The following is a 22,992-nucleotide window of genomic DNA, read 5'->3' as shown; positions in this document are numbered from 1 at the left end:
GGCCGGCTCGGCGTCAGCGAGCGGAAACGCCGGGGCGGGAGGCGAGCGAGGCCGCCCGGTCGACCCCGTCCAGGCCGGACGGGACCGGCACGCCGAGCAGGGTGGCCAGGGTGGGCGCCACGTCGACCGTCCAGACGGCTTCGTCGTGCCGTCCGGCAGCCACTCCGGGGCCGGCGAAGATCAGCGGCACCCGGCGCTCGAACGGCCACGCCCCGTGGTGAGTCGTGCCGGTGCCGAGGCTCGCCACGACGTGCTCCTGCCAGTGGACGAAGAGGTCCGGGCTGCGTTCCGCACGGAAGCTGCGGGCGTAGGCCGCACGCACCGGGTCGGCCGCGGCGCCGGCAGGGGTGAGTGCCGCCGGGTCGGCGACCTCGCTCGCGGTGAGCACCCGCTCCACTCCCGGGCAGGCGGCCAGCAGCGCGGCGGCCTCGGCGGCCACCGCCGGGCGCTGCAGTCCCGCCTTGGCGACGGTGCCCGAGTCGAGATACAGCCCCCATTCGAACCAGCCCTGTCCGCCGTGGCGTTTCGTCAGCTCGCCCTCGACCCGCTGGAAGCAGAGCGCCTCGGCCACTCCGACGCGGCGATCGACGCCGCCCGAAGCTTCCGGCAACGGCGCCACGCCGTGATCCGCGGTGAGGGCCACGAGATAGCGACCGCGCCCGAGACGAGCGTCGAGCCGTTCGAAGAGCTTCCCGAGCAGGCGATCGACGCGCACCAGGACATCGAGCGCCTCGGCACTCTGCGGTCCGTAGTCATGGCCGACGAAGTCGAGCGCCGAGAACGACAGTCCCAGCAGGTCCGGGACCTCATCCGCACCGAGCTCGTGGTGCTCCACCAGCTCGTCGGCCAGCCCGGCGAGCATCTCGTCGATCCAGGGCGACTCGCCGACCTCGGTGAAGAACCCCTTGCTGGGCGAAGGCTGGAGGCCGCCGAGAAGGTGGGGGAATCCGCTGGCGAAGGCGCCGGTGTCGACCCGGACGACGCCGAGTGACGCCCGATCGACCCCGGCCGGGAGCGGCAGCGGCTCCCAGGCGCGGGCGAAGTAGGTGCGGGCGCCGGCCCTCGTCTCGAACGCCGCGAACCAGCTCGGCATCCGCCGGGCGTAGTAGGGGCTCGTCCGGAATCGTCCCTTCGCGCCGTCGAACCAGTAGGCCGCATCCGGACGCCGGCCGCCGAGCAGCACCGCGGTGCGGTCCTTGGCTGACGCGGTGACGACGCGCGAGCGCTCGTCGGCCCGTTTCATCCAGTCGCCGAGCGCGTCGCCGATCAACCGTGCCGGGGAGGCGACGTCCTCGTCGTCGGTGGCCGAATACGCCTCCCGATGCCCCGTCCGGTCGTACCAGGTGTTGGCGACGATGCCGGTGTGCGCCGGGAATCGACCGGTGACGATCGAGGCGTGCCCGGCCGCCGTGTGGGTGACGCCGTGGGCGTGCGCCGCTTCGGTGAAGACCGCACCCTCGGCGAGCAGACGGGCGAAGCCGCCACGAAAGGCCGGACCGAACCGATCGAGGTAGTCGGCCCGCATCTGGTCGACGACGACGAGCACGACGAGCGGGGGGCGCTCGTCCTTCCCTGCTCGCGGCCGCTCCTTCGGCGCCGGCGGCGCGGTGCACGCGGCGAGCGCGAGCAGCCCGAGCCCGGCGGCGAGCGCCCGCGCTCGCCGGCCGATCCGTCCTGCCGGCCCGACGCTCACGGCAGCGGCTCGAGCGTCAGCGGGTCACGCAAGGGCAGTTGCGTCGCCGCGGCGCGCCCGGGTCCGCTCAGGATCTCCGTCATCTTCGCCCGTCCGTCCGCGTCTCCGGCCGCGATGTCGCTCCACCGTCCGACGACCAGCATGACCATCGCGTCCGGATGCAGGTATTTGGCGGCCGCCGCCCGAACCGCCGCGGCATCGACCGCCCGCATCCGTTCGCGGTAGGTGCGCCAATAGTCGTGCGGGCGCCCCAGGACCTCGTCGGTCGCATAGGTGCGGGCGATCTGGAACGGCGTCTCGAAGCGACGCGGGAAGGAGTCGACGAACGAGCTTCGCGCCTGCCGCAGCTCCTGCTCCGAGACCGGCTCGCGTTGCATCCGGCCGATCTCCTCGAGCGAGATCTTGGCGGCGAGCGCCACCGTGGCGCTCTTCGACTCGAACGCCACCGAGAACGACCCCGGCCAGAGGATGCCGATGTCGTAGTCGGAGCCGGCGCTGTAGGCGAGCCCCTCGTCGGAGCGCACCCGCTGCGTGATGCGCGACGTGAAGTCGCCGCCGAGGATCTCGTTCATCACCATCAGGGCGAACATCTCCGGATCGTCCCAGCGCTGCCAGCGGACGCCGCGGTGACCGATCTCGACCTTGCCCTGCGGGATGTCCTTCTCCACGTAGTAGACGCCCGGCGGCGGCGCATGCTGGGGGAAGGTCGGCGGCCAGGCCGGCTCGGCCGCGGTCGACTTCCAGGCGGCGAGCCGACGCTTCAGCTGGGCGAGGATGCTCGCGGCGTCGACGTCGCCGGCCACCGCGACGACCAGGTGGCTGGGTCCGTAGGTGCGCGCGTGGAACGAGGCGAGGTCCTCGCGGCGGATCGAATCGAGCTCGGCGGCCGTCGTCTCGCGCGCGACGACGTGCTGCGGGCCGTAGAGCAGCCAGTTCCATTCCCGCTCGAGGATGTCACCCGCATCGTCGTTGCGCTGGGCGAGCCCTTCGCGGCGGCTCGACTTCTCCACCGCCAGCCGGCTCTCGTCGAACCGGGGAGCGGTCAGCATGGCGAAGAGCAGGTCGAGCGACTCGTCGAGTTGTTGCGAGAGGCAGTCGAGCGTCAACGTGGTACTCGTGGGGCCGGCGCTCGCCGAGAGGCTCGCCGCCAGGAAGTCGGCGCGCTCGTCGAACGCGTCGGCGGCGAGCGCTCCCGCGCCGCCTCGGCGCAGCATCGCCGCGGTCAACGCCGCGAGCCCGGTCTTGCCGACCGGATCCTGATAGGCCCCGCCGCGCAGCATGAGGCTCACCTTGACGAGCGGCAGGGCGTGGTCCTCGGCGACGAAGGCGACGACGCCGCCGGGCAGCTCGTGGCGATAGCGCGCCGGGTCGGGGAGCTCGAAACGGAGCTCGCCGTAGCGCAGGGCGCGGGGGTGATCGGGAATCGCCGCCGGCGACGCGCCGTGCGCAGCGCCCGCGGCGAGCGAAGCCAGCAGCAGAAGGATGGGAGCGCGGTTCATCGCGGGCCTCCAGCGGGGGGAACGGGGGTCGCGGCGGGCTTCTCGAGCTCGGCGAGGCGAGTCTGGATCGCTTCGATCAGCACTTCGAGGGCGGGGCGGACTTCGGGCGGCGCCCCGCTGACCTGGCCAACCATCGCCTCGAGCGTCTGGCGGAGGACGGCCGGATCGGTGACGGCCTGGAGCTGCCGCACCTTGGCCTCCACCTGCTGCCGCATCGCGGCCGGGACGACGGCGATCTTGGCCGGCAGCGGCCGCGCCGCCTCCCCAGGCTTGCGCCGGTAGAGCGCCACCGCTCGCGACTCCGGCGAGAAGTAGGTCCGCGTCACCCGCTGCACCTCCTCGGCGGTGACGGCGAGCGTGCGGTCCGCCCAGGTGTTCAGGTAGCTCCAGTCGCCCTGGCCCTCGTAGATCAGCAACTGCAGCATCAGATAGAAGGAGCTGTCGAGCCGCCGGAAGGCGGAGGCGGCGATCTGGTTCTTCACCTTCTGGAGCTCGGCCTCGGGAATCGGCTCGTCGCGCACGCGGCGCAGCTCCTCGTACCAGGCCTGCTCGAGCTGCTCGGGAGTCGTCTCACCCTTGGCCTCGGCCGAGAAGCTGAAGGCCCCGGCCCACTTGCGCGAGTCCTGGCCGGCCTGAGCCGAGACCGCGAGCGGCTTGGCGAGAACCATCGCCTTCATCAGACGGCCGGTGCGGCCGTTGAGCAGTCCGGCGAGCACGTCGAGGGCGTAGCTGTCGGCGTGACCGAACGGCACGGTGTGATAGCGCACCTCGACCTGCGGCTGGCAGTCGCACTCGGCCACCATTCGCTTCTCGGCGAGCTGCGGCATCTCGAGGGTCGCCACGTCCGGCGGCTCGACGGCACCGCGCCGCAGGCGACCGAAGTAGCGCTCGGCGAGGCGGCGCACCTCGGAAGGCTCGAAGTTGCCGACCAGGGCGACGACCAGGTTGTTCGGGGCGTAGTAGGTCGAGAAGTAGGCGTCCGCGTCGGCTTTGCTGATGACCTTGAGGTCCGAGGGCCAGCCGACGACTGGCCAGTGGTAGGGATGCGACTGCCAGAAGAGCGAGTCGAACTCCTCCTCGAACTTGCCGGTGGGCGTCGACTCGGTGCGCAGCCGGCGCTCCTCGTGGACGACGTCGCGCTCGGCGTAGAAATCGCGGAAGACCGGCTCGCCCAGCCGGTCCGACTCGAGCCAGAACCAGAGCTCGAGCTTGTTGGCCGGCACGGTGACGAAGTAGAAGGTCAGGTCGTAGTCGGTGCCGGCATTGAGCCCCGTCGCTCCTGCCTCGGTGTAGAGCTTGGAGAACTCCTCCTTGACCATCAGGGCGCGCTGCTCCTCGACCAGCTTGGCGAAGCGCTCCTCGAGCTCCTTGAGCTCGGGGGTCCGGTAGGCCGGGTCGAAGGGGTCGGGGATCTCGCCGCGGCGATAGCGCTCGCGCTGCGCGCGGTAGATCGCCCGCATCTTCTCCTGCAGCGCCTCCTGCTCGGCCTGGATCGCCAGGTCACGGGCGATGTCGGTCGTGCCGATCGCCTTCGAACCCTTGAACATCATGTGTTCGAAGAAGTGCGAGAGCCCGGTGATCCCGGGCCGCTCGTTGGCCGAGCCGACCTTGGCCACCCAGCCCGAGTGGACCGTGGCCATCTCGGGGCGGCGAACGAGCAGGAACCGCATCCCGTTCTCGAGCGTGAAGCTCTCGACGGGCACCTCGGCCTTGCGGGCCGGAGCCGGCGACGCCTGGGCGGCGAAGAGCGGAGCGAGAGGGACGGCGAAGGTTGACCCGACGAGGAGCGCGGCGAGCGCCCACCGTCGTGCGAGCGAGTGCCGATGTCGCATGGGGAATCCTCCTGGGCGCTTGTGACGCACCGCGGCCGAGCAGCGTAGCACAGGGGATGAGCAGGTTCAGGAGCCGGAAACGCGGGTTAGGATGCCCTGTTTTCGGCCGAGCCTTCATGCCCTGGATCCAGCGCGCCGCTCCCGGCGCATCCGTCCTGCTCACCCTTGCCTGGCTCGCCGGCCTTGCCGGCGCACCAGCTGCGGCCGCCGCTGCCGAGGCAACGCCGGATCCCGGACCGGTCGTCGACCCGACCTGCAGGACCTGGCTCGTCGGCGAGGCAATCCCCTCGCCCACCGAGCTCGAGGCGCAAGGGGCCCGCGTCCGGCGGATCCTCGTCCGGGCCAAGAACATCTTCGACCCGGAGGTGCCGGGCGAGAGCTTCTGGGCCTTCCGACTGGCCAACCAACTCCACCTGACGACGCGCGAGCGCGTCATCCTCCACCGCCTCGTCTTCGCTCCCGGCGAGCCCTACCGGGAGCGGCGCCTGGCGGAGTCGGAGCGCCTGCTCCGTCGCGATCGCTTCCTTTACGACGCCGTCGTCCGGCCGGTGGCGTACTGCGACGGCGACGTCGACATCGAAGTGATCACCCGCGACGTCTGGTCGCTCAAGCCGGGGGCGAGCTTCAACCGGAAGGGGGGCGAGAATGCCTGGAAGCTCGAGCTCCAGGATTCCAACTTCCTCGGCCTCGGCACCGATCTGACGCTCTCGCGCGACGAGAACGTCGACCGGACGACGACCCTCGCCCGCTATCGCGACGACGACTTCCTCGGCCGCCGTCTCCGCTTCGAGCTCTGGTACAGCGACAACAGCGACGGCGAGCTGATGCGCCTCGCCTTCGAGCGCCCGTTCCGCTCGCTCGACTCGCGCTCCGCCGCCGGCCTGCGCGCCTTTCGCGATCAGCGGATCGACTCGATCTACCGCCTCGGCGAGATCGACGACCGCTTCGCCGTCGACCAGGAGTACGCCGAGGTCTCGTTCGGCCGTTCGCGCGGTGCGGTGGCGGGTCGCACCGCCCGCCTGCGCTTCGGCGCCACCTGGGATCGCCGCCGCTACTCGGTTCCACCCGGCGAGCTGCGTCACCGCGCGCTGCCGCCGGACCGGAGGTTCGCCTATCCGTGGGTCGCCGGCGAGTGGATCGAGGACGGCTACATCGAGGCGCAGAACCTCGACCGGATCGACCGCACCGAGGACCTGAACCTCGGCCGGCGCGGCAACGCCTGGCTCGGCCTGGTCAGTCGGGCGCTCGGGTCGGACCGCAATGCGGCCCTCTTCGGGGCGAGCCTCGCTGACGGCTTCGCACCGCGCCGCGGGCAGCTCCTGCTCGCCGCGGCCTCGCTCGGCGGTCGAGTCGAGGGCAATCGCGGCCAGGGGATCGGCGGCCTGCGCGACGGCCAGGTCGCCCTCAGCCTGCGCTACTACTGGCGGGATCTCGGCCGTCACCTCTTCTTCGCCAGCCTCACGTTCGACGCCGCCTACCGGCTCGATCCGGAGCGCCAGCTCCTGCTCGGCGGCGACAACGGCCTGCGGGGCTATCCGCTGCGCTACCAGGAAGGAAACCGACGCATCCTCCTGACCCTCGAGCAGCGCTTCTACCATCCGGCGGAGCTTTTCCACCTGGTGCGGATCGGCGGTGCCGTCTTCGCCGACGTGGGAAGGGCCTGGAGCGCCGGGGAACCCGGCCCGCCGAGCCTCGGCGTGCTGCGCGACGTGGGGCTCGGACTGCGCATCGGCTCGAGTCGTTCGGCCAACGCGTCGATGATCCACCTCGACGTCGCCTTCCCGCTCGACGCGCGTCGTGGCGAGCGGCAGGTGCAGTGGCTGGTGACCACGAGCGATACCTTCTGACCCGGGCAGGGGTGCCACGGCGCTTGCCGCGGCCGAAGCCGTCGTTCGACTCACCCCCTTTCCACCCTTCCCGACGCCGCGCTCGCAGCACCGAGCGCTGTGCTACCCTCGCCTCGATCGGAGGAACCGCCGTCCATGAGGGTCTCGCACTGGCGTTATTCCCCGGGCGGCGACTGGCGGCAAGGCGCTTCGGCGGCGACCGCCGAAGGCCACCTCCCCGGCGCACAACTCCTGCTCGTTTTCGGCTCCGGCGCTGCGCTCGACGATTCCGCAGCGCTCGGCGAGATCGCCGCCCGGCATCCCGCCGCGCTCGTCGTCGGCTGTTCGACGGCCGGAGAGATCTCGGGCACACAGGTCGCCGACGGAACGCTCGTCGCCACCGCGGTCGAGCTGGCCAGCTCGACGGTTCACGCCGCCTATCGCGACCTGCCGTCGGCAGAGGCGAGCGGCGCGGTCGGCGAGGCGCTCGGCCGCGATCTGGCCGCCATCCCCGACCTCGCCTACGTCCTGGTGCTCAGCGAGGGGATCCAGGTGAACGGCTCGGCCCTCGTCGCCGGGCTCGGTCGCTCCCTCCCGCCGAACGTGGTCGTCACCGGCGGCCTCGCCGGAGACGGCCCGCGCTTCGCCCGCACCCGGGTGATCGACCGCGGAGCGTTCCGCGAGCATGGCGTGGTGGCGGTCGGCATCGCCGGCAGACGCCTGCGGGTGGGCTGCGGGTCGCTCGGCGGCTGGGACCCGTTCGGACCGGAGCGCCTCATCACCCGCGCCAGTGCCAACGAGCTCTACGAGCTCGACGGCCATTCCGCTCTCGAGCTCTACAAGCGCTATCTCGGAGCCGACGCCGCCGGACTCCCGGCCACCGGGCTCTACTTCCCGCTGGCGGTGCGCGCCCACCGCGACGAGACCGCCGTCGTCCGCACCATTCTGCAGGTCGACGAGGCCGAGCAGAGCATCCTCTTCGCCGGCGAGATGCCGGAGGGCGGGCTCGCCCGTTTCATGAAGGCCAACTTCGAGCGCCTCATCGACGGGGCCACCGATGCCGCACACATCTGCCACACCGCGCTCGGCGAGGCTCCGGCCAGCCTGGCGCTGCTCGTCAGTTGCGTCGGCCGACGGATGGTGCTCGATCAACGGGTCGAAGAGGAGCTCGAAGCGGTGCGTGCCGTGCTCGGCCCGACGCCGGTGCTCACCGGCTTCTATTCCTACGGCGAGATCTCGCCCTTCACGCCCACCGCACGCTGCGAGCTGCACAACCAGACGATGACCATCACCTCGCTCGCGGAGAGCTGACCCGGTGCCGGTCCAACACCGTCTGCTGCGTCGCCAGCTGCTGCGCCAGCTCGGCACCGAGGAGCCGCCGGCCGGCCACGAGGCGCTCTTCGCCGCCATCGACGAGGCCTACCAACAGGCCGATCGCGACCGCGGGATGCTCGAGCGCTCGCTCGACCTCTCCTCCGAAGAGCTCATGCAGGCCAACGCCGACCTGCGCGCCGTCTTCCGTGCGGTCCCCGACCTCTTCCTCTGGCTCGACGAGCATGGTCGCGTCCTCGACGAAAGCGGCGGCAGCAAGCCGATTCGTGCCGCCTGGCCCGGCCCGCTCGTCGGCCAGTCGGTCGCCGGCACCCGCGAGCCGCGCATCGGCCGGCTGCTGACCGAGGCGCTCGCCGAGGTCGCGACGACCCGCAAGCTGGTCAGCGTCGAGTACTCGGTGGTGGACGACGACATCGAGCGCATCTTCGAGGCGCGACTCTTCCCGTTGCTCGAGCGCCAGAAGCTCGCCGTGGTCCGCGAGGTCACCGGGCTGCGGATGATGGAGCGTGCCTTGCGGCGCAGCCAGGAAGAGCTCGAGCAGCGCGTCGCCCAGCGCACCGTCGAGCTTTCGGCCGCCAACGCCGAGCTCGAGCGCGAGATCGCCGAACGGCGCCGGGCCGAGCGGGTCGCCGAGGACGCCCAGCTCCGTCTGCAGCGCTTCATCGAGGCCCTGCCGGCGGTCACCTATCTCGCCGAAGCCGGACCGCGCGGCCAGTGGCACTACGCCAGCCCGCAGATCGAACGGCTGACCGGGGCGCCATCGGCCGAGTTCCTCGCCGATTCCGGCCTCTGGCGGCGGATGGTCCATCCCGAGGACCGAGATCGGTTCACCACCGAAGAGGCGCGCCTTCTCACCGGCGGCGCGTTTCTCATGGAGTACCGCCTGCTGACGCGCGACGGACGGATCGTCTGGGTGCGCGACCAGGCGATCGCCGCCCGCGAGGGCCCCGACGACGACGCCAGGGTTCTCTTCCAAGGGGTCGTGCTCGACGTCACCGACCGCAAGGTGCTGGAGCAGCAGCTCGTCCAGGCCCAGAAGATGGAGGCGGTCGGACGGCTCGCCGGCGGCGTGGCTCACGACTTCAACAACATGCTCACCGCGATCGGGGGGTACGCCGAGCTGCTCGCCCGTCAGCTCCCCCCGGACTCGACCTGGGCCAAGCAGGTCGCCGAGATCCGCCGCGCCTCCGGCCGCGCCGCCGAGCTCACCGCCAAGCTCCTGGCCTTCGGTCGACGCCAGATCCTGCGCCCGCGCACCATCGACCTGCGACGGCTGGTCGCCGACCTCGAGCCGATGCTCGACCGCCTGCTCGGCGAGGAGGTCGAGCTTCAGGTGCTTGCTCCGACCCAACCGGCGATCGTCCGCGCCGACCCCGGCCAGATCGAGCAGGTCCTGGTCAACCTCGCGGTGAACGCGCGCGACGCGATGCCGGGAGGGGGGACCCTCACCGTGCGGATCGGCCAGAGCACGCTGCCCGCTCGCGCGCTCGAGCCCGAGGTGGCGGAACGCTCCCTGCCGGCAGGCGACTACGTCACGATCGAGGTCGCCGACACCGGCATCGGTCTGAGCGACGAGGTCCGCGCCCACCTCTTCGAACCGTTCTTCACCACCAAGCCGGTGGGCCACGGGACCGGCCTCGGGCTCGCCACGGTCCACGGCATCGTCCGCCAGAGCGGCGGCGACGTGCTCGCCGACAGCTCGCCGGGACAGGGAGCGGTGTTCACCGTGATGCTGCCGCGCGCGGCGAGTGACGGACACGAGGCGCCGGTCGTCGCGGCTCCACCGCCACCTCCTCCGCCGCGCGGTGCCGAAACCGTGCTGCTCGCCGAGGACGAGTCGACGGTGCGCGACCTGCTGAGCGCCCTGCTCGTCGGACTGGGCTATCGCGTTCTCGCCGCAGCCAACGGCGCCGAAGCGCTCGCCGTCGCCGAGCGCCACGGGCTCGGCTCGATCGACGCCCTGGTCACCGACGTGGTGATGCCGGGCCTCGGCGGCCGCGAGCTCGCCGAACGACTGCGCGCCGTTCGTCCCTCGCTTCCGGTGCTGTTTTGCTCCGGCTACGCCGAGCGGCCACCCGAAACGGCCGGGGACGTCCGGACCATCTTCCTTTCGAAGCCGTTCTCGCCGACCGACCTCGCCATCCGCCTGCGCACTCTGCTCGACGATCCGTCGGCCTGACGACGCCGGCGCGCCGTCCGACGAGACTCAGTGCACCTCGACCGCGCGGTCGGCGGTCCGCGGCGCATCGCCGCGGTTGCAGAGAAAGACCCCGGCAAGCACCAGGAGGCCGCCGAGGAAGAGCCCCGCCGCCGGCACGCGACCGAACCAGAGCCACTCGAAGAAGAGCGCCAGCGGGGGATTGAGAAAGACGAAGGCCGCGGCCCGCGAGGAGGGCAGCCGGCGCAGCGCTTCGTACCAGAGCCAGAAGGCGAAGAGCGTGCAGGCGAGCGAGAGGAAGAGCGCCGCGCCGAAGCGCTCCGTCCCCCAGAGGGCGAGCTTGGCCCGCAGCGGCGTGTCGACAAGAGCGATCGGCACGGTCGGCAGGCTGGCCAGTCCGAGCACCAGGAAGGTCAGATGGAGCGGCGAGTACCGCGACACGAGCGGCTTCGAGAGCACCGTGTAGACCGCCCAGCTCGCCGGGGCACCGAGCAGGAGAAGCGCGTCGCGCAGGTAGGCGGCCTCGACCGTCCGGCCCGCCCCGTGAACCACCACCACGTAGATGCCGGCGAAGGCCACCGCCAGGCCGGCGGCGCGCCGGAAGGTCGGCCTCTCCTGCCCGGAGAGCACGGCGAGCAGGAAGGTCAACACCGGATTCAGCGTGATGATCAACGACCCGGTGCCGGCTCCGATACGCCGGTGCCCGGCGGCGAAGGCGAGGTTGTAGCCCCAGACGTTGAGGAACCCCAGCCAGGGAACGAGCAACGGATGGGCGCGCAGGATCCCCCACGCTTCACGTCGTGCCGCGGGCAGCAAGGCGAACCAGGCGACGCACCAGAGCGCGACGGGAGCGAAACGCACGACGACCAGCTCGCGTGGGTCGAGCCGCTCGGCCATCGGCACCAGGTCGCCGACCAGCGCCCGCACGGCGATGAACGAGTTGGACCAGATGAGGAAGATGAAGAAGAGCAGCAGGTAGACGCGCCAGAGCCGCGGCGGATCGAGGCGCGCCGCCGCGAGGGGACGGTCCGACGGTCGAGTGCTCAAGCGCGGAGTCTACCGGAGGGGAATGCGCCCGGCCGCGTCGCGCCGCCCTTCGCGCGAAGCGCGGTACGCTTGGCGTCGGCAGTTCCAGAGGAGAGTCCCATGTCGATGATCGATGACGAGTTCGCTGCCGCGGAACGGCGGGTCAAGACCCTCACCAAGCGTCCCTCGAACGAGGTGCTGCTCAAGCTCTACTCTCTCTACAAGCAGAGCACCCAGGGGGATGTGCAGGGCGAGCGTCCCGGGATGATGGAGTTCGTCGAACGGGCCAAGTTCGACGCCTGGGACGACCTGCAGGGTGTCGCCCGCGACGAGGCGAAGCGGCGCTACATCGACCTCGTCGACAGCCTCTTCGACGACTGAGTCCGCGCGGCGCCGACGGCTATTTCCCGGGCAGGAGGGCAATCGCCCGCAGCGGCCCGCCAGAGCCGCCGCCGATCTTCATCGGCAGCGCCACCACCCAGCTGCCGGTCGCCGGCAGCTCGTCGAGCGACTTGAGATTCTCGAACCCGGGCACGTCGTGCGCCCCGGCAATGCGGTGAACGAGAAAATCGCGCGACGGGCCGTGGTCGATGCTCGGCGTGTCGACCCCGATCGCCCCGACCCCCCGCTCCTCGACCAGGAGCCGTGCCGCCTCCGGCCCGAAGGAAGGGAAATGCAGGTGGGTGGCGTCGCCCGGCGTGTCGTCGCCGAAGTAGGCCTTGCGATCTCCCCAGCGCGAGCTCCACCCGGTGCGCAGCAACACCATCGTGCCGGAGGCGATCCGCCCGTGGCTCGCTTCGAAGGCCAGGACGTCCTCGCGTGTCAACCGGTAGTCGACATCCGCCGCGACCTGCCGGGTGACGTCGATCACCACCGCCGGTGCGACGAGCTGGCGCAGCGGAATCTGGTCGGCGGTGCGCTTGCCCTCGGCGAAGTGGATCGGCGCATCGAGATGCGTCCCGCCGTGCTCCGGCGTGCAGAAGCGATTCGCCGCGTAGAAGTAGCCGCCGGGCGTCGGGCCATAGGCCACACGCTCGAGCGAGAAGGTCAGATTCGTTCCGCCGCTCGGCCAGTAGAGCGTGCGCTCGTCGAACGGATGGGTGAGATCGACGACGGTGGCCGTGGCCAGGTCGATCCCCGCAGCCGGACGGGTCGTCTCGGCGAGCGAGCTGCCGGCCGTCATCACCCCGAGCAGCGCCCAGGCCACCCGGCGCAGAGCGCTCTCGCGACGTCCTCCCACGGGCGAGTCGTTCCTTCTCCCTGCGAAGCGCATCGTCTCTCCTCCTGGGGCCGGTTGAGGCCCGCATTCTGTCCCAATCCCCCTCGACGGAGGACACCTGCGGCGAGAAGACGTCGGCTCGCCGGCAGCCGGACTTCCGAGCCCGATCTGCGTCTCCGGCGGCTTCCGGGGTTCGTGTCGAGGCCGACCGCGGCGGGAGGCGGCGAGCCGCGACGCATCGCTGCAACCGACCCGGCCGGAGCGCTACGATGCGAGCTTCAGGGCGATCGGCCGACGGAGGCAAGAGCGATGCTCGGGCATGCGAGACGGCAATGGCTGTGGGTCCTGGCCGCCGGTCTGATGACCCTCGCGGCCGGCGAGGGGAGGACAGCGAGCGATGCGGGCGCCGGCCGCGAGGCGATCCCGCCGGCGCTTGCCCCCTGGCGCGACTGGGCGCTCGCCGGCCAGGAGTTCCGGCAGTGTCCCTTCTGGCTCGGGGGCGAATTCGGCGCCGCCGAACAGCATGCCTGTGGCTGGCCCGGTGAGCTGTCGCTCGCCGCCGACACCCGCGGCGGGCGTTTCGCCATCCGGTGGCGGATCTGGACCGAGACGTGGATCCCCTTGCCAGGAGACGGCGAACATCGACCGTCCGCCGTCCGCGTCGACGGCGTCGCCGCTCCGGTCGTCGACCGGGAGGGGGTTCCGTCGCTGCTCCTCTCCGGCGGCGAGCATCTCGTCGACGGACGCTTCGTCTGGAGCCGGCGCCCCGAAGCGCTCGCCGTGCCCGCGGCGATCGGCCGGGTCGACCTCGTGCTCGACGGCCAGTCGATCTTCCCGCTGCAGCGCGACGGCGCCTCGCTCTGGCTGGGTCGCGCCGAGGCCGCGGAAGGGCAGGCCGACAGCCTGACGGTGCAGGTCTACCGCAAGCTCACCGACGAGCTACCGCCGCAGCTCGAAACGCGCCTCGGCCTCGACGTGTCGGGCCGCGGGCGCGAAGAGGTCCTCGGCCTCCCGCTGCCCCCCGGCTGGCAACCGACCGGGATCGACAGCCCGCTGCCGACGATGCTCGGCGCCGACGGACGCCTGCGCGTCCAGCTGCGCCCGGGCAACTGGCAGATCGTCCTCCACGCGCGCGGCCTCGAGCCGCTGCGACAGGTGAGTCGCCCCGCGCTGCAGTCGCCCTGGCCCGCCGAGGAGATCTGGAGCTTCGAGGCGCGTCCCGGCCTGCGCGTCGCCGCCGCCTCCGGCGGTCGACCGGTCGACCCGAGCCAGGTCGACGTGCCTGCCGAGTGGCGACCGTTTCCCGCCTTCGTGGTCGCCGCCGGCGACGGAATCTCGATCGAGGAGACCAGTCGCGGCATGGCTGGGGACGACGCCAACCGACTGCGACTGCAACGCGAGCTCTGGCTCGACTTCTCCGGCCCGGGACTCTCGGCGCGCGACCATCTCGCCGGTCGCATGGTGCAGGGGTTCCGCCTCGACCTGGCACCGCCGTTCGCGCTGCGACGCGCCACGGCGGGGGGCGAGCCGCTGCTGGTCACCACCGGTGCCGGCCCTGGCCTGACCGGCGTCGAGCTGCGGGCACCGGCCGTCGATCTGGAGGCTTCGAGCCGGGTCGAGGAGCTGCGCTCCAATCTGCCGGTCACGGGATGGCAGGCGCCGTTCGAGAACGTCTCCGTGACCCTCCATCTGCCGCCCGGCCGGCAGCTCGTCGCCGCGCTGGGAGCCGATGCGAGCCCCGATGCCTGGGTCGACCGCTGGACGCTCTTCGATCTCTTCCTGCTCCTCGTCGTCGCCCTGCTCGCCTGGCGGCTCCTCGGCGCGACCGGCGGCACGCTGGCGCTCGTCGCGCTCGGCCTCGCCTATCACGAGGACGGCGGGCCGCTCTGGGCCTCGCTGGCGGTGTTGATCCTCGCCCTGCTCGGACGAGCGCTCCCCGCCGGTCGCTTCGCCACCGTCGTCGCCTGGATCCGGGTGGCGGCATGCGTCGTGCTGTTGCTGGTCGCCCTCCCCTTCGCCGCGAGACAGATGCGACTGGCGCTCTATCCTCAGCTCGAGACCAGCCTGGTCTATGGCAGCGAAAGGGGCTCTCTGCCGGAGGGCGCCAGGTTCGGGTTCGGCCTTGCGCCGACCGCCGCGGCGCCCGCTCCGGCTCCGAACGCCGGCGAGGAGCAGCCCGTCTCGGCCGACATCGAGCTGCACCAGGAGCCGAAGGTCCTCGCGGCGACACGCGACGAGTCGAAGTCGGTGCGTCGTCTGCAGCGCTACGCCGCGAGCAACGTCTTCCAGGCCGGCGGCGGCGAGCCGGCCTGGTCGTGGCGCAGCGCCCGGCTGTCGTGGAGCGGACCGGTGCTGCCGGAGCAGACGGTGCGGCTCTGGATCACCCCGGCCTGGCTGACTCGTGCGCTGCGCGTCCTGGTGGTGGCACTGCTCGCGCTGCTGCTCTCACGTCTCTTCGGCGCCCTCAAGGCGGGCCCGTGGCCGGTCATACGGCTTCTCCACGCTTCATTCACGGCGGCTCTGGTTCTCCTGCTCGGAGCAACCGGCACCGGCGCCCAGAGCACTCCCGACCCGGTGCTCCTCGATCAGTTGCGGCTCCGCCTGCTCAAGGCGCCGGAGTGCCTCCCCGCCTGCGGCAGCGTCGAGGAGGCGAGCGTCGCGGTGCGCGACGGGCGGCTGTCCGTGACCCTCACCGCCCACGCCGCCACGCTGGTCGCGATGCCGGTTCCGGCCGCTCCGGCGAGCTGGCGCATCGACACGATCACCGTCGACGGCGCGGTGCGAGGCGAGCTCGCGCAGCACGACGGAGCCTTCTTCCTGCCGCTCGGGCGCGGCGTCCACCGCGTCGAGCTGGCGGGACGACTTGCCGCCAGCGAGTCGTTCGACCTTCGCTTTCCGCTGCCCCCGGGACGACTCGTCGTCGACAGCCCCGGATGGGACGCCAACGGACGCCGGGACGATCGCCTGCTCACCGACACCCTCTCGCTCGTCCGTGTGCGGGAGGAGGGCGAACGCGGCGAAGCGGCCGGCGGAACGGCCCGCATTCCGCCCTTCGTGCTGGTGACGCGCGAGCTCGATCTCGACCTCGACTGGTCGGTCACGACCCGCGTGGCACGGGTGGCGCCGCGCGAGGGCAGCCTGGCGGTCGAGATCCCGCTGCTGCCGGGCGAGAGCGTGCTCACGCCGGGATTCGAAGCCCGCGGCGGCAAGGTCACCGCGGCCTTCGGCGCGGGCGTCGACGAGGTGACGTGGGAGTCGCGGCTCGAACGCGTCGATCGCCTGGAGCTCTCCGCCTCCGACCTCGCGGAGCGCGCCGAGACCTGGCGCGTCGCCGTCAGCCCGCAGTGGCACGTCGAGCTCTCCGGGTTACCGCCGGTGCGCCCGTCCCAGGCCGAGAGCTTCTGGGTGCACGAGCTCCACCCCCTGCCCGGCGAGACGCTCGCGCTCGCGGTGAGCCGGCCCGAAGCGGTGGCCGGCGCGACGCTCGCCATCGACGACGCCACCCTCGTGTCCGACATCGGCCAACGCGCCAGCGAGCACACCCTATCTCTCGCCCTGCGCTCGACCCGCGGCGGCCAGCACACCGTGAACCTGCCCGCCACGGCGGAGGTGCTGGAGGTGAAGATCGACGACACCGTGCTCAACCTGCGGCCGCAGCAGGGCCGACTGAGCCTGCCGCTCCATCCCGGTACGCAACGGATCGTGCTCCGCTTCCGCGACGTCGCCGGCGCTTCGCTGCTCGGCTCCTCGCCGGCCGTCGACCTCGGTGCTCCGGCCTCGAACCTCCAGCTCGTCCGGCGTCTGCCGGCCAACCGCTGGCTGCTCGCCACCTGGGGCCCACCGGTCGGCCCGGCGGTGCTCGTCTGGGGCGAGCTCGCCGTGCTCCTGCTCGCCGCCTGGGCGCTCGCCCGCTTCGGCCGCGCTCCGCTCTCCCTGCTCCAGTGGCTGCTGCTCGGCCTCGGGTTCGCCACCGCGTCGTGGTGGGCCCTCGCCGTCGTCGTCGCCTGGTTGCTCGCGCTCGAGGCACGACGGCGCATGTCGCTCGACCTCGCCTGGTGGCGGCACGATCTCCTGCAACTGCTGCTCGTCGGCCTGACCGTCGTCGCGATGGGATGCCTGATCTACGCCGTGCCGCAGGGTCTGCTCGGCAGCCCGGACATGCGCGTCGCCGGCAATGGCTCCTCGGCGCACGAGCTGCGCTGGTTTGCCGATCGCACGGCCGGACCGCTGCCGGTGGCGAGCACGTTCACGCTCCCGCTCTTCGTCTTCCGCCTGGCGATGCTCGCCTGGGCGCTCTGGCTGGCGACGTCGGTAGTCGCCTGGCTGCGCTGGGGGTACTCCTGCCTGACGACCGGGGGCGGCTGGCGCCCTCGCCCGCCGAGACCCGCCGCGAGCCTGCCGACCACCCCACCGCCGTCGACGGACGGCAGCGCGCCGACGAGCTGAGCGATCCCTTCCTAGACTGCGAGCCGCCCGCTGAAGGGGAAGCGGCGGCGCAGGGCGCGGATCGGCGGCAGCGCGAGGTAGCGCGGATAGAAGCGCCAGTAGGGAGGAGCGACGCCGAAGAGGCTCAAGGTGCGCTCCATGGTGATCTGCCAGGGGGAGGCCGATCCCTCGGCCGCGTGCACGACGTTCGGTCGGCGACCGATCGTCTCGTCGATGCGGCGCAGGATCCAGTCCTCGCGGATCTCCGGGGAGAGGTAGAAGAGCGGCGCCGTGTAGTCCTGCGCGGCGGAGAGCCGACCCGACGCCACCTCGGCCGCCGCCAGTGCGGTGCCCGGCTGGACGCGAATACCGGTGAAGACGATCGAGAGGCAGCGCTCCCAGTCGAGCTTCTGCTCGATGAAGGCGAGCGTTTCCTCGACCGTCTCTTCCGTCTCGCCGGGGCCGCCCAGCAGGAAGAACCAGGCCGAGGCGAGCCGCGAACGGCGAATGCGCGCCGCCGTCGTCTCCACCGCCGCGCGATCGAAGCCTTTGGCGAGATTGCCCAGCATCCGCTCCGACGCGGTCTCGGGCGTGATCATCACCGAGTTGAAGCCGGCCGCCTCCATTTCCGGGAAGAGCTCCTCGGTGACGCCGAGCGGGTTGACTCCCATGGCGGTCAGCGAGACGCGCAGCTTGCGCCGTCGCAGCTCGCGGCAGAGCTCGAGCGCCGGCTCGACCGGCACGTTGAAGGTCGAGTCGACGATCTCGAACGCGCGCGGCTTGGCCAGACGCGCCACGCGCTCGATCTCGTCGACGATCTCCCCTGCCGGACGCTGGCGGTGCCGCCGCCCTTCGAGACCGGGGTAGGAGCAGTAGACGCACGAGAGGGCACAGCCGCGCTTGCCCTGGATCGGCCAGGTGGAGCCCGAGCGCCGATAGGGCGCCCAGTCGATCCAGCGTTCGAGCCCCGAGGCGCCGAAGCGCTCGAGACGGCGCGACGCCGTGGCGGAGACTCCCCTCTCGCCGTCGCGCCAGGCGACCCCGGGGATCTGCGCCGGCGACCGTCCCTCGGCGAGCGCGGCGAGAAGCGCCGGGAACGCCTCCTCTCCTTCTCCGAGCACCGCGAAGTCGGCTGGCAGCGTGTCGAGGCTCGCGGCACCGAGCAGCGTCACTGCCGGCCCGCCGACGACGACGGTCGCCCCGCACTGGCGTGCCGTCGCGATGAGCACCTGGTGGAGGTGGAGGTCGCTCTCCAGCCGCTGCCGGATCGTGTTGTCGAGATTGCGGATCGAGAAGGCCGCCACCTCGACCCGATGACGGGCGAGCTCGCCGGCGAGTGCCGCCACCGGGTCGCGCCGCCGCGACAGGTCGAGGAACCTCACCTCGTGCCCGGCGTCCGCTGCAGCCGAGGCCACGTAGGCAAGACCGATCGGCGGCGCCGAGAGCATCTCGCGTGACGGGTTGTGGTAGACGAGCAGCGTGCGCATGGTCGTGAAGCTCCGCTCTCAGGCCCACAACGCCGGTGGGTAGTCGAGGAAGAGATGCCGATAGCTCTTCAGATAGGCGCGTTCGGCGCGAACGACGCGCAGCGCGTCGGTCGGACGGATCGGCCGCCGCTCGAGGCGCATCGGCGTGCGCGCCGTCCCCTCGGCGGCGAGCTCGGCGTAGCGCCGGCTGAACTCCGGCAACGGGAGGGCCGTGCGCGTCAGCGGATGCATGCAGTCGTGCAGGTCGCGCGGCTCGTCGATCCAGAAGCGTTCGGCGAGCGCCGCATAGTCCGTGGTGCCCGGCGACGGCGTGCAGACGGTGAAGCTCGACTGCACCGGCGGCAGATTGCGCACGTAGGCGAGCAGTCGGTCGAGCTCGCGCTCGGTCGTCTCGGGCCGGATCATGAACGCCGCGTGCACGGCGACGCCCATGGCGCGCAGCGTGTCGAGCGCCCGTTCGTTGGCGGCCACCGTCGCGCCCTTGCGGGCGTCGCGCAATTCCTCGTCGCGCGTGAACTCGAAACCGAGGAAGGCGGCGTCGAGCCCGATCTCGCGCCAGCGCCGCAGCAGCTCGGGAGAGCGGAGCACCGTCGTCGCCCGCGTCCAGGCGAAATAGCGCTTGCGCACCCCGCGTTCCGCGAGCGCCTCGGCGAGGGCGAAGCCGTGCGCTTCGTCGAGGAAGTTCTCGTCGTCGACGAAGTAGACGTGGTCGGCGGCCAGGGCGGCGATCTCGTCGGCCACCGCGTCGACCGGCCGCGGCGTGTGCACGCCGCCCGAGAGCTGCGGCACGATGCAGAAGCTGCACTGCATCCGGCAGCCGTACGACGTCCGCACCGTCGCCACGCGTGGAAAGAGCGGCTGCCAGGCCTGAACCCCCTCGGCCAACCAGACCGACCGGTAGTCGCTCGGCGACCAGAGATCACGGCGTGGCGCCGGCAGCGTGGCGGGGTCGGGATAGCGCGGCCAGCCCTCGCCGGGCGGCACCGGCGTGCCCGGGACGCGAACCTGGGCGATCCCTTCGAACCCCTCGCCGCGTACCGCGCGGTCGACCAGGGCGCGAAACGGCGCGCACCCTTCGCCGCGCACCACCGCATCGAACGCCGGGTCGTCGAAGTCCTCCGGCGCCACCGTCGCGTGATGCCCACCGACGACGATGCGCGCCGCGGGCAGGGCGGAGCGGGCCTGGCGTGCGAGCTGCAGCACCGCCGTCGCCTCGTGCGTGTACCCGGTGAAGCCGACGAGCTCGGGCCGGAATCGCGCCAGGCTCCGGGCGAAGGCGCGCGCGGGAAACCAGGCGAGGCGCAGGTCGAGCACCCGGATCTCGTGGCCGGGCCCCGCGGCCGCCGCGAGGTAGCCGAGCTCGAGCGGCTCGAGGCGCTGGAACGCCTGCAGCCCGCGAATCGTCGCGAGTCGTGGGCTCGGCTTGACCAAGAGGATTCGCAATCGCCCCTCCCCGCGGGTGGCACCTTCGCGGCCTGAGTCGTCCGACTCTAGGCGGGTCGTCGTCCGGCGCCCCCGCCCCAACGGGCGGGCCTCGCGCGAGGTCGCCGGGGTGCGCTGCTAGAGTCCGGTCGATGTCCGAATTCGAGCCGCGGCAGCAGACCGGAGAGCGGATGGCAGCCCAGACGGCGCGGGTCGTCGTGGTGATTCCCTGCCACGACGAGGTCTCCCACATCGCCAAAGTGGTCCGGGACTTTCGCGCCGCGCTACCCCTCGCCGAGGTGCTGGTGGTCGACAACGGCTCGCGCGACGGCACCGCCGAGGCGGCGCGGCAAGCCGGTGCCCGGGTGATTCGCGAGCCGAACCCCGGCAAGGGAAATGCCGTCCTGGCGGGATTTCGTGCCGCCACCGAGGCGGACTTCGTCTTGATGGTGGACGGCGACGACACCTACCCGGCCGACGCAGCTCCGGCGCTCGTCGCCGCAGGCCTCGACGGCGCCGATCAGGTCGTCGGCACGCGCCTCCAGCAGGCCGCCGACGGGGCCTTCCCCGCCGGGCATTCGGTCGGCAACCGGCTCTTCATCGCGCTCGTCCGCCTGCTCTTCGGGGTGCGAACGGGCGACCTCTTCTCCGGCTATCGCCTCCTTTCGCGCCGCTTCCTGCGCACCGCGCCGCTGCTCGCCACCGGCTTCGAGATCGAGGCCGAGCTCACCCTGCAGGCGGCCAGGCGGGGGCTCACGATCGCCGAGATCCCCGTCGACTACCGGCCGCGCGGCGCGGGCAGCACGAGCAAGCTCGAGACTTGGCGCGACGGCTCGCGCATCCTGCTCGCCCTGCTCACCTACTTCCGCGACTACCGGCCGCTGACCTGCTTCGGCGCGCTCGCCACGCTCTTCTCGGCGAGCGCTCTGTTGTGCGGCTGGCCGGTCCTGGTGGACTTCGCCGAAACCGGGCTGGTCCACCGACTGCCCCTCGCCGTTCTCGCCGCCGCGCTCTTCGTGCTCGCCGCGCTGTCGTTCTCCTGCGGAGTCATCCTCTCCTCGGTCAACCGTCGCGCCGACGAGCTTGCCGCGCTGATCGCCGGACGGTGACCGCTTTCTCGCCACCGGCCGTCGATCGCCCACTGCGGCTGCTGCTGCTCTACGAGACGCTCGCCCCCGACTACGCGGGCGGCATCGAGAGCCGCAACGCCGAGCTCGCCGCCGCCCTGGCGCGACGTGGGGTCGAGGTCGTGCTGGCCGGCTTCGGCGCGAGCGACGGCCCGGCCCCGACCGGCGTCACCCGGCTCTCGCTCGGCGAGCCTCGCGGGCTCTACAACCTCGGGGGCCGGCGCAGCAACCGCCGCGCCCTCGACTACGCGTTGCGCGCAGCGCGCCTCTCGGTGCGCGACTTCGACGTCGTCGAGACGGCGAACATGCCCTTCGCCCACCTGCCAGGAGTCTCTCTGCGCTGCCGCGCCTCCGGCGTGCCGCTGCTCGTCGTCTGGTACGAAGTCTGGGGGGCCTACTGGCGAGACTACGTCGGTCCGCTCCTCGCACCGCTCTATCGCACCTTCGAGTCCGCTGCCGCGCGCCTCGGCACACGCGTCGCGGCCACCAGCGAGCTCGGCCGCGGGCGGCTCGCCCTCTTGCGACGGCGCGACGACGTCGCCCTGACGCCGTGCGGCCTCGACCTCGAGCGGTTCGCCGTCGCCACCGCGGGTGCGCCACCCGGTCCGCCGCTCGTTTTCGCCGGACGCCTGCTCGCCCACAAGCGGGTCGACCTCCTGCTGGCGGCGCTGCCGCGGCTCGCACCGTTCGTCCCGCACGGCCCGTTGCTCGCGATTTACGGCGACGGACCGGAGCGGGCACGGCTCGTCGCGCTCGCCGACGAGCTCGGCGTCGCCCCCCGGGTGCAGTTCCACGGGCAGGTGCCGCACCTCGAGGACGTCTGGCGCGGTCTCGCCGGAGCGCGGCTGGTGGTGCAGCCGTCGCTGCGCGAAGGGTTCGGGATCGTCCCGCTCGAGGCGATGGCGGCGGGAGCTCCCGTCGTCTTCGCGCGCTCGACGGAGAGCGCCGTCGGCGAGCTGGTGCGCGACGGGATCGAAGGCCTCGCCTGCGAGCCGACCGCCGAGGCGTTCGCCACGGCGATCGCCTCCCTGCTCGGGGACGAGGTGCGACGCCGGACGCTCGCCCGCGCCGCCCGCCGTCGGGCGGGGGACTTCGACTGGCCGGCGCTGGCCACCGCCTACGAGCGGCTCTTGCGCCACCTCGCCGCCCGCCGCGCTGCCCCTCGGCAGGCCGGAGGCGCCGCCCGAGAGCGACCGCGATGAGCGGCTACGAGCCCGGCTACTTCGCGCGCGACTACTTCCGGCTCCATGCCGGCAAGGTCGGCTACCTGCGCGCCGTGGCCGATCGCCTCCTGGCCGAAGCGCCGGCGGCACCGCGTGCGCTCGACCTCGGCGCCGGCGTCGGCTTGCTCGTCGACGAGCTCGCCGGTCGCGGCATCGCCACCTGGGGGATCGAGCACGCTCTCGTCGCCTGTGCGCGTCAACGCACGCCGCGGCGCCTCCTCTGTGCCGACGCGCAACGACTTCCGCTCGCCGACGGCTCCTTCGAAGCCATCGCCTTCTGTGACGTGATCGAGCACGTCTCGGATCCAGGAGCCGCACTGGCCGAATGCCATCGCGTCCTCTGCCCGGGTGGCGTCCTGCTCACCATCACGCTCAACGCCCACAGCCTCGCGCGCCCCCTGCTCGGTCGCCGGTGGTCCTGGTACCAGGACCCGACGCACCGCCATCTCTTCTCGCGCCCCGCACTCGCTGGCGCCTTGCGCAGCGCGGGGTTCTCCGACATCCGCGTCGAGACGTTCTTCAACTTCCACTCCGTCGGCGAATCGACGCCCATCCTGCGCCCGCTCGCCCGGCTCCGCCGCTTCGTCACCGTCCCCTGGGTCGGCGACGCCCTGCTCGGACTCGCCTGGAAGGGCTGACGGCATCCCCAGGCGACGAGTCCTTCGACGTAGCGCCGGAGGCCCGACGGGGCGCCGGCTCGGCCTCGGCCCCACCAGCCTCTCC

The 22,992-nt window shown here is 72.1% G+C and carries 15 protein-coding genes; 8 read left to right on the top strand and 7 right to left on the bottom strand.

The window, feature by feature from the left end; translation table 11 throughout:
- Positions 1 to 13: 13 nt before the first annotated feature.
- Genes IPJ17_06735 through IPJ17_06725 form a run of 3 tightly spaced genes read right to left on the bottom strand, consistent with a single transcriptional unit; the run spans position 14 to position 5,024 of the window.
- A complete protein-coding gene (locus IPJ17_06735) occupies positions 14 to 1,693 on the bottom strand; it encodes an alkaline phosphatase family protein (protein ID QQR75267.1) in 1,680 nt (559 codons plus the stop codon).
- Positions 1,690 to 3,192, bottom strand: coding sequence for an insulinase family protein (locus IPJ17_06730; GenBank protein QQR75266.1), 1,503 nt, complete (start codon positions 3,190 to 3,192; stop codon positions 1,690 to 1,692). Before IPJ17_06730 ends, IPJ17_06735 begins: the two co-directional genes overlap by 4 nt.
- Complete coding sequence (locus IPJ17_06725) at positions 3,189 to 5,024, bottom strand: insulinase family protein (protein QQR75265.1); 1,836 nt, start codon at positions 5,022 to 5,024, stop codon at positions 3,189 to 3,191. The genes IPJ17_06730 and IPJ17_06725 overlap by 4 nt, the downstream gene beginning before the upstream one ends.
- A 116-nt stretch (positions 5,025 to 5,140) precedes the next feature.
- On the opposite strand from IPJ17_06725, the gene IPJ17_06720 reads away from it, so the two are divergent.
- The 3 genes from IPJ17_06720 to IPJ17_06710 all read left to right on the top strand — a co-directional run bounded on the left by IPJ17_06720 (position 5,141) and on the right by IPJ17_06710 (position 10,361).
- Positions 5,141 to 6,871 (top strand): BamA/TamA family outer membrane protein, encoded by a 1,731-nt coding sequence (locus IPJ17_06720; protein ID QQR75264.1) that lies wholly within the window; start codon positions 5,141 to 5,143, stop codon positions 6,869 to 6,871.
- A gap of 135 nt (positions 6,872 to 7,006) precedes the next feature.
- Positions 7,007 to 8,161, top strand: a complete 1,155-nt coding sequence (locus tag IPJ17_06715) for an FIST C-terminal domain-containing protein (protein ID QQR75263.1) — start codon at positions 7,007 to 7,009, stop codon at positions 8,159 to 8,161.
- A gap of 4 nt (positions 8,162 to 8,165) precedes the next feature.
- On the top strand, positions 8,166 to 10,361 hold the full coding sequence (locus IPJ17_06710) for a PAS domain-containing protein (protein QQR75262.1): 2,196 nt from the start codon (positions 8,166 to 8,168) through the stop codon (positions 10,359 to 10,361).
- A 27-nt stretch (positions 10,362 to 10,388) separates the two neighbouring features.
- Here the strand turns inward: IPJ17_06710 and IPJ17_06705 are convergent, their stop codons facing one another.
- Positions 10,389 to 11,387 carry a DMT family transporter gene (locus tag IPJ17_06705; protein QQR75261.1) on the bottom strand — a complete coding sequence of 333 codons (999 nt, stop codon included), beginning with the start codon at positions 11,385 to 11,387 and terminating at the stop codon, positions 10,389 to 10,391.
- A gap of 99 nt (positions 11,388 to 11,486) precedes the next feature.
- Here IPJ17_06705 and IPJ17_06700 point away from each other — a divergent pair, with 99 nt between their 5' ends.
- Entirely contained in the window at positions 11,487 to 11,747 is a 261-nt protein-coding gene (locus IPJ17_06700; protein QQR75260.1) for an acyl-CoA-binding protein, read from the top strand.
- A 19-nt stretch (positions 11,748 to 11,766) separates the two neighbouring features.
- On the opposite strand, the gene IPJ17_06695 is transcribed toward IPJ17_06700, so the two are convergent.
- Positions 11,767 to 12,549 (bottom strand): cyclase family protein, encoded by a 783-nt coding sequence (locus IPJ17_06695; protein ID QQR76107.1) that lies wholly within the window; start codon positions 12,547 to 12,549, stop codon positions 11,767 to 11,769.
- Between the two features lie 345 nt (positions 12,550 to 12,894).
- Here IPJ17_06695 and IPJ17_06690 point away from each other — a divergent pair, with 345 nt between their 5' ends.
- A complete protein-coding gene (locus IPJ17_06690; GenBank protein ID QQR75259.1) occupies positions 12,895 to 17,031 on the top strand; it encodes a hypothetical protein in 4,137 nt (1,378 codons plus the stop codon).
- A gap of 11 nt (positions 17,032 to 17,042) precedes the next feature.
- Here the strand turns inward: IPJ17_06690 and IPJ17_06685 are convergent, their stop codons facing one another.
- Together IPJ17_06685 and IPJ17_06680 are read right to left on the bottom strand one after the other, a co-directional pair.
- Positions 17,043 to 18,497 (bottom strand): cobalamin-dependent protein, encoded by a 1,455-nt coding sequence (locus IPJ17_06685; GenBank protein ID QQR75258.1) that lies wholly within the window; start codon positions 18,495 to 18,497, stop codon positions 17,043 to 17,045.
- A gap of 18 nt (positions 18,498 to 18,515) precedes the next feature.
- A complete protein-coding gene (locus tag IPJ17_06680; GenBank protein QQR75257.1) occupies positions 18,516 to 19,940 on the bottom strand; it encodes a cobalamin-dependent protein in 1,425 nt (474 codons plus the stop codon).
- Between the two features lie 170 nt (positions 19,941 to 20,110).
- On the opposite strand from IPJ17_06680, the gene IPJ17_06675 reads away from it, so the two are divergent.
- The 3 genes from IPJ17_06675 to IPJ17_06665 are packed head-to-tail and all read left to right on the top strand — an operon-like array spanning position 20,111 to position 22,907.
- Positions 20,111 to 21,028 carry a glycosyltransferase gene (locus IPJ17_06675; protein QQR75256.1) on the top strand — a complete coding sequence of 306 codons (918 nt, stop codon included), beginning with the start codon at positions 20,111 to 20,113 and terminating at the stop codon, positions 21,026 to 21,028.
- Positions 21,025 to 22,248, top strand: a complete 1,224-nt coding sequence (locus tag IPJ17_06670; protein QQR75255.1) for a glycosyltransferase — start codon at positions 21,025 to 21,027, stop codon at positions 22,246 to 22,248. Before IPJ17_06675 ends, IPJ17_06670 begins: the two co-directional genes overlap by 4 nt.
- Positions 22,245 to 22,907 (top strand): class I SAM-dependent methyltransferase, encoded by a 663-nt coding sequence (locus tag IPJ17_06665; GenBank protein QQR75254.1) that lies wholly within the window; start codon positions 22,245 to 22,247, stop codon positions 22,905 to 22,907. The genes IPJ17_06670 and IPJ17_06665 overlap by 4 nt, the downstream gene beginning before the upstream one ends.
- Positions 22,908 to 22,992: the final 85 nt, after the last annotated feature.

The sequence above is a fragment of the Holophagales bacterium genome (genome assembly GCA_016699405.1).
GTDB lineage: Bacteria > Acidobacteriota > Thermoanaerobaculia > Multivoradales > JAGPDF01 > JAAYLR01.
Note: the sequence above shows the minus strand (reverse complement) of the source record. Positions and strands in the feature narration are given on the sequence as shown.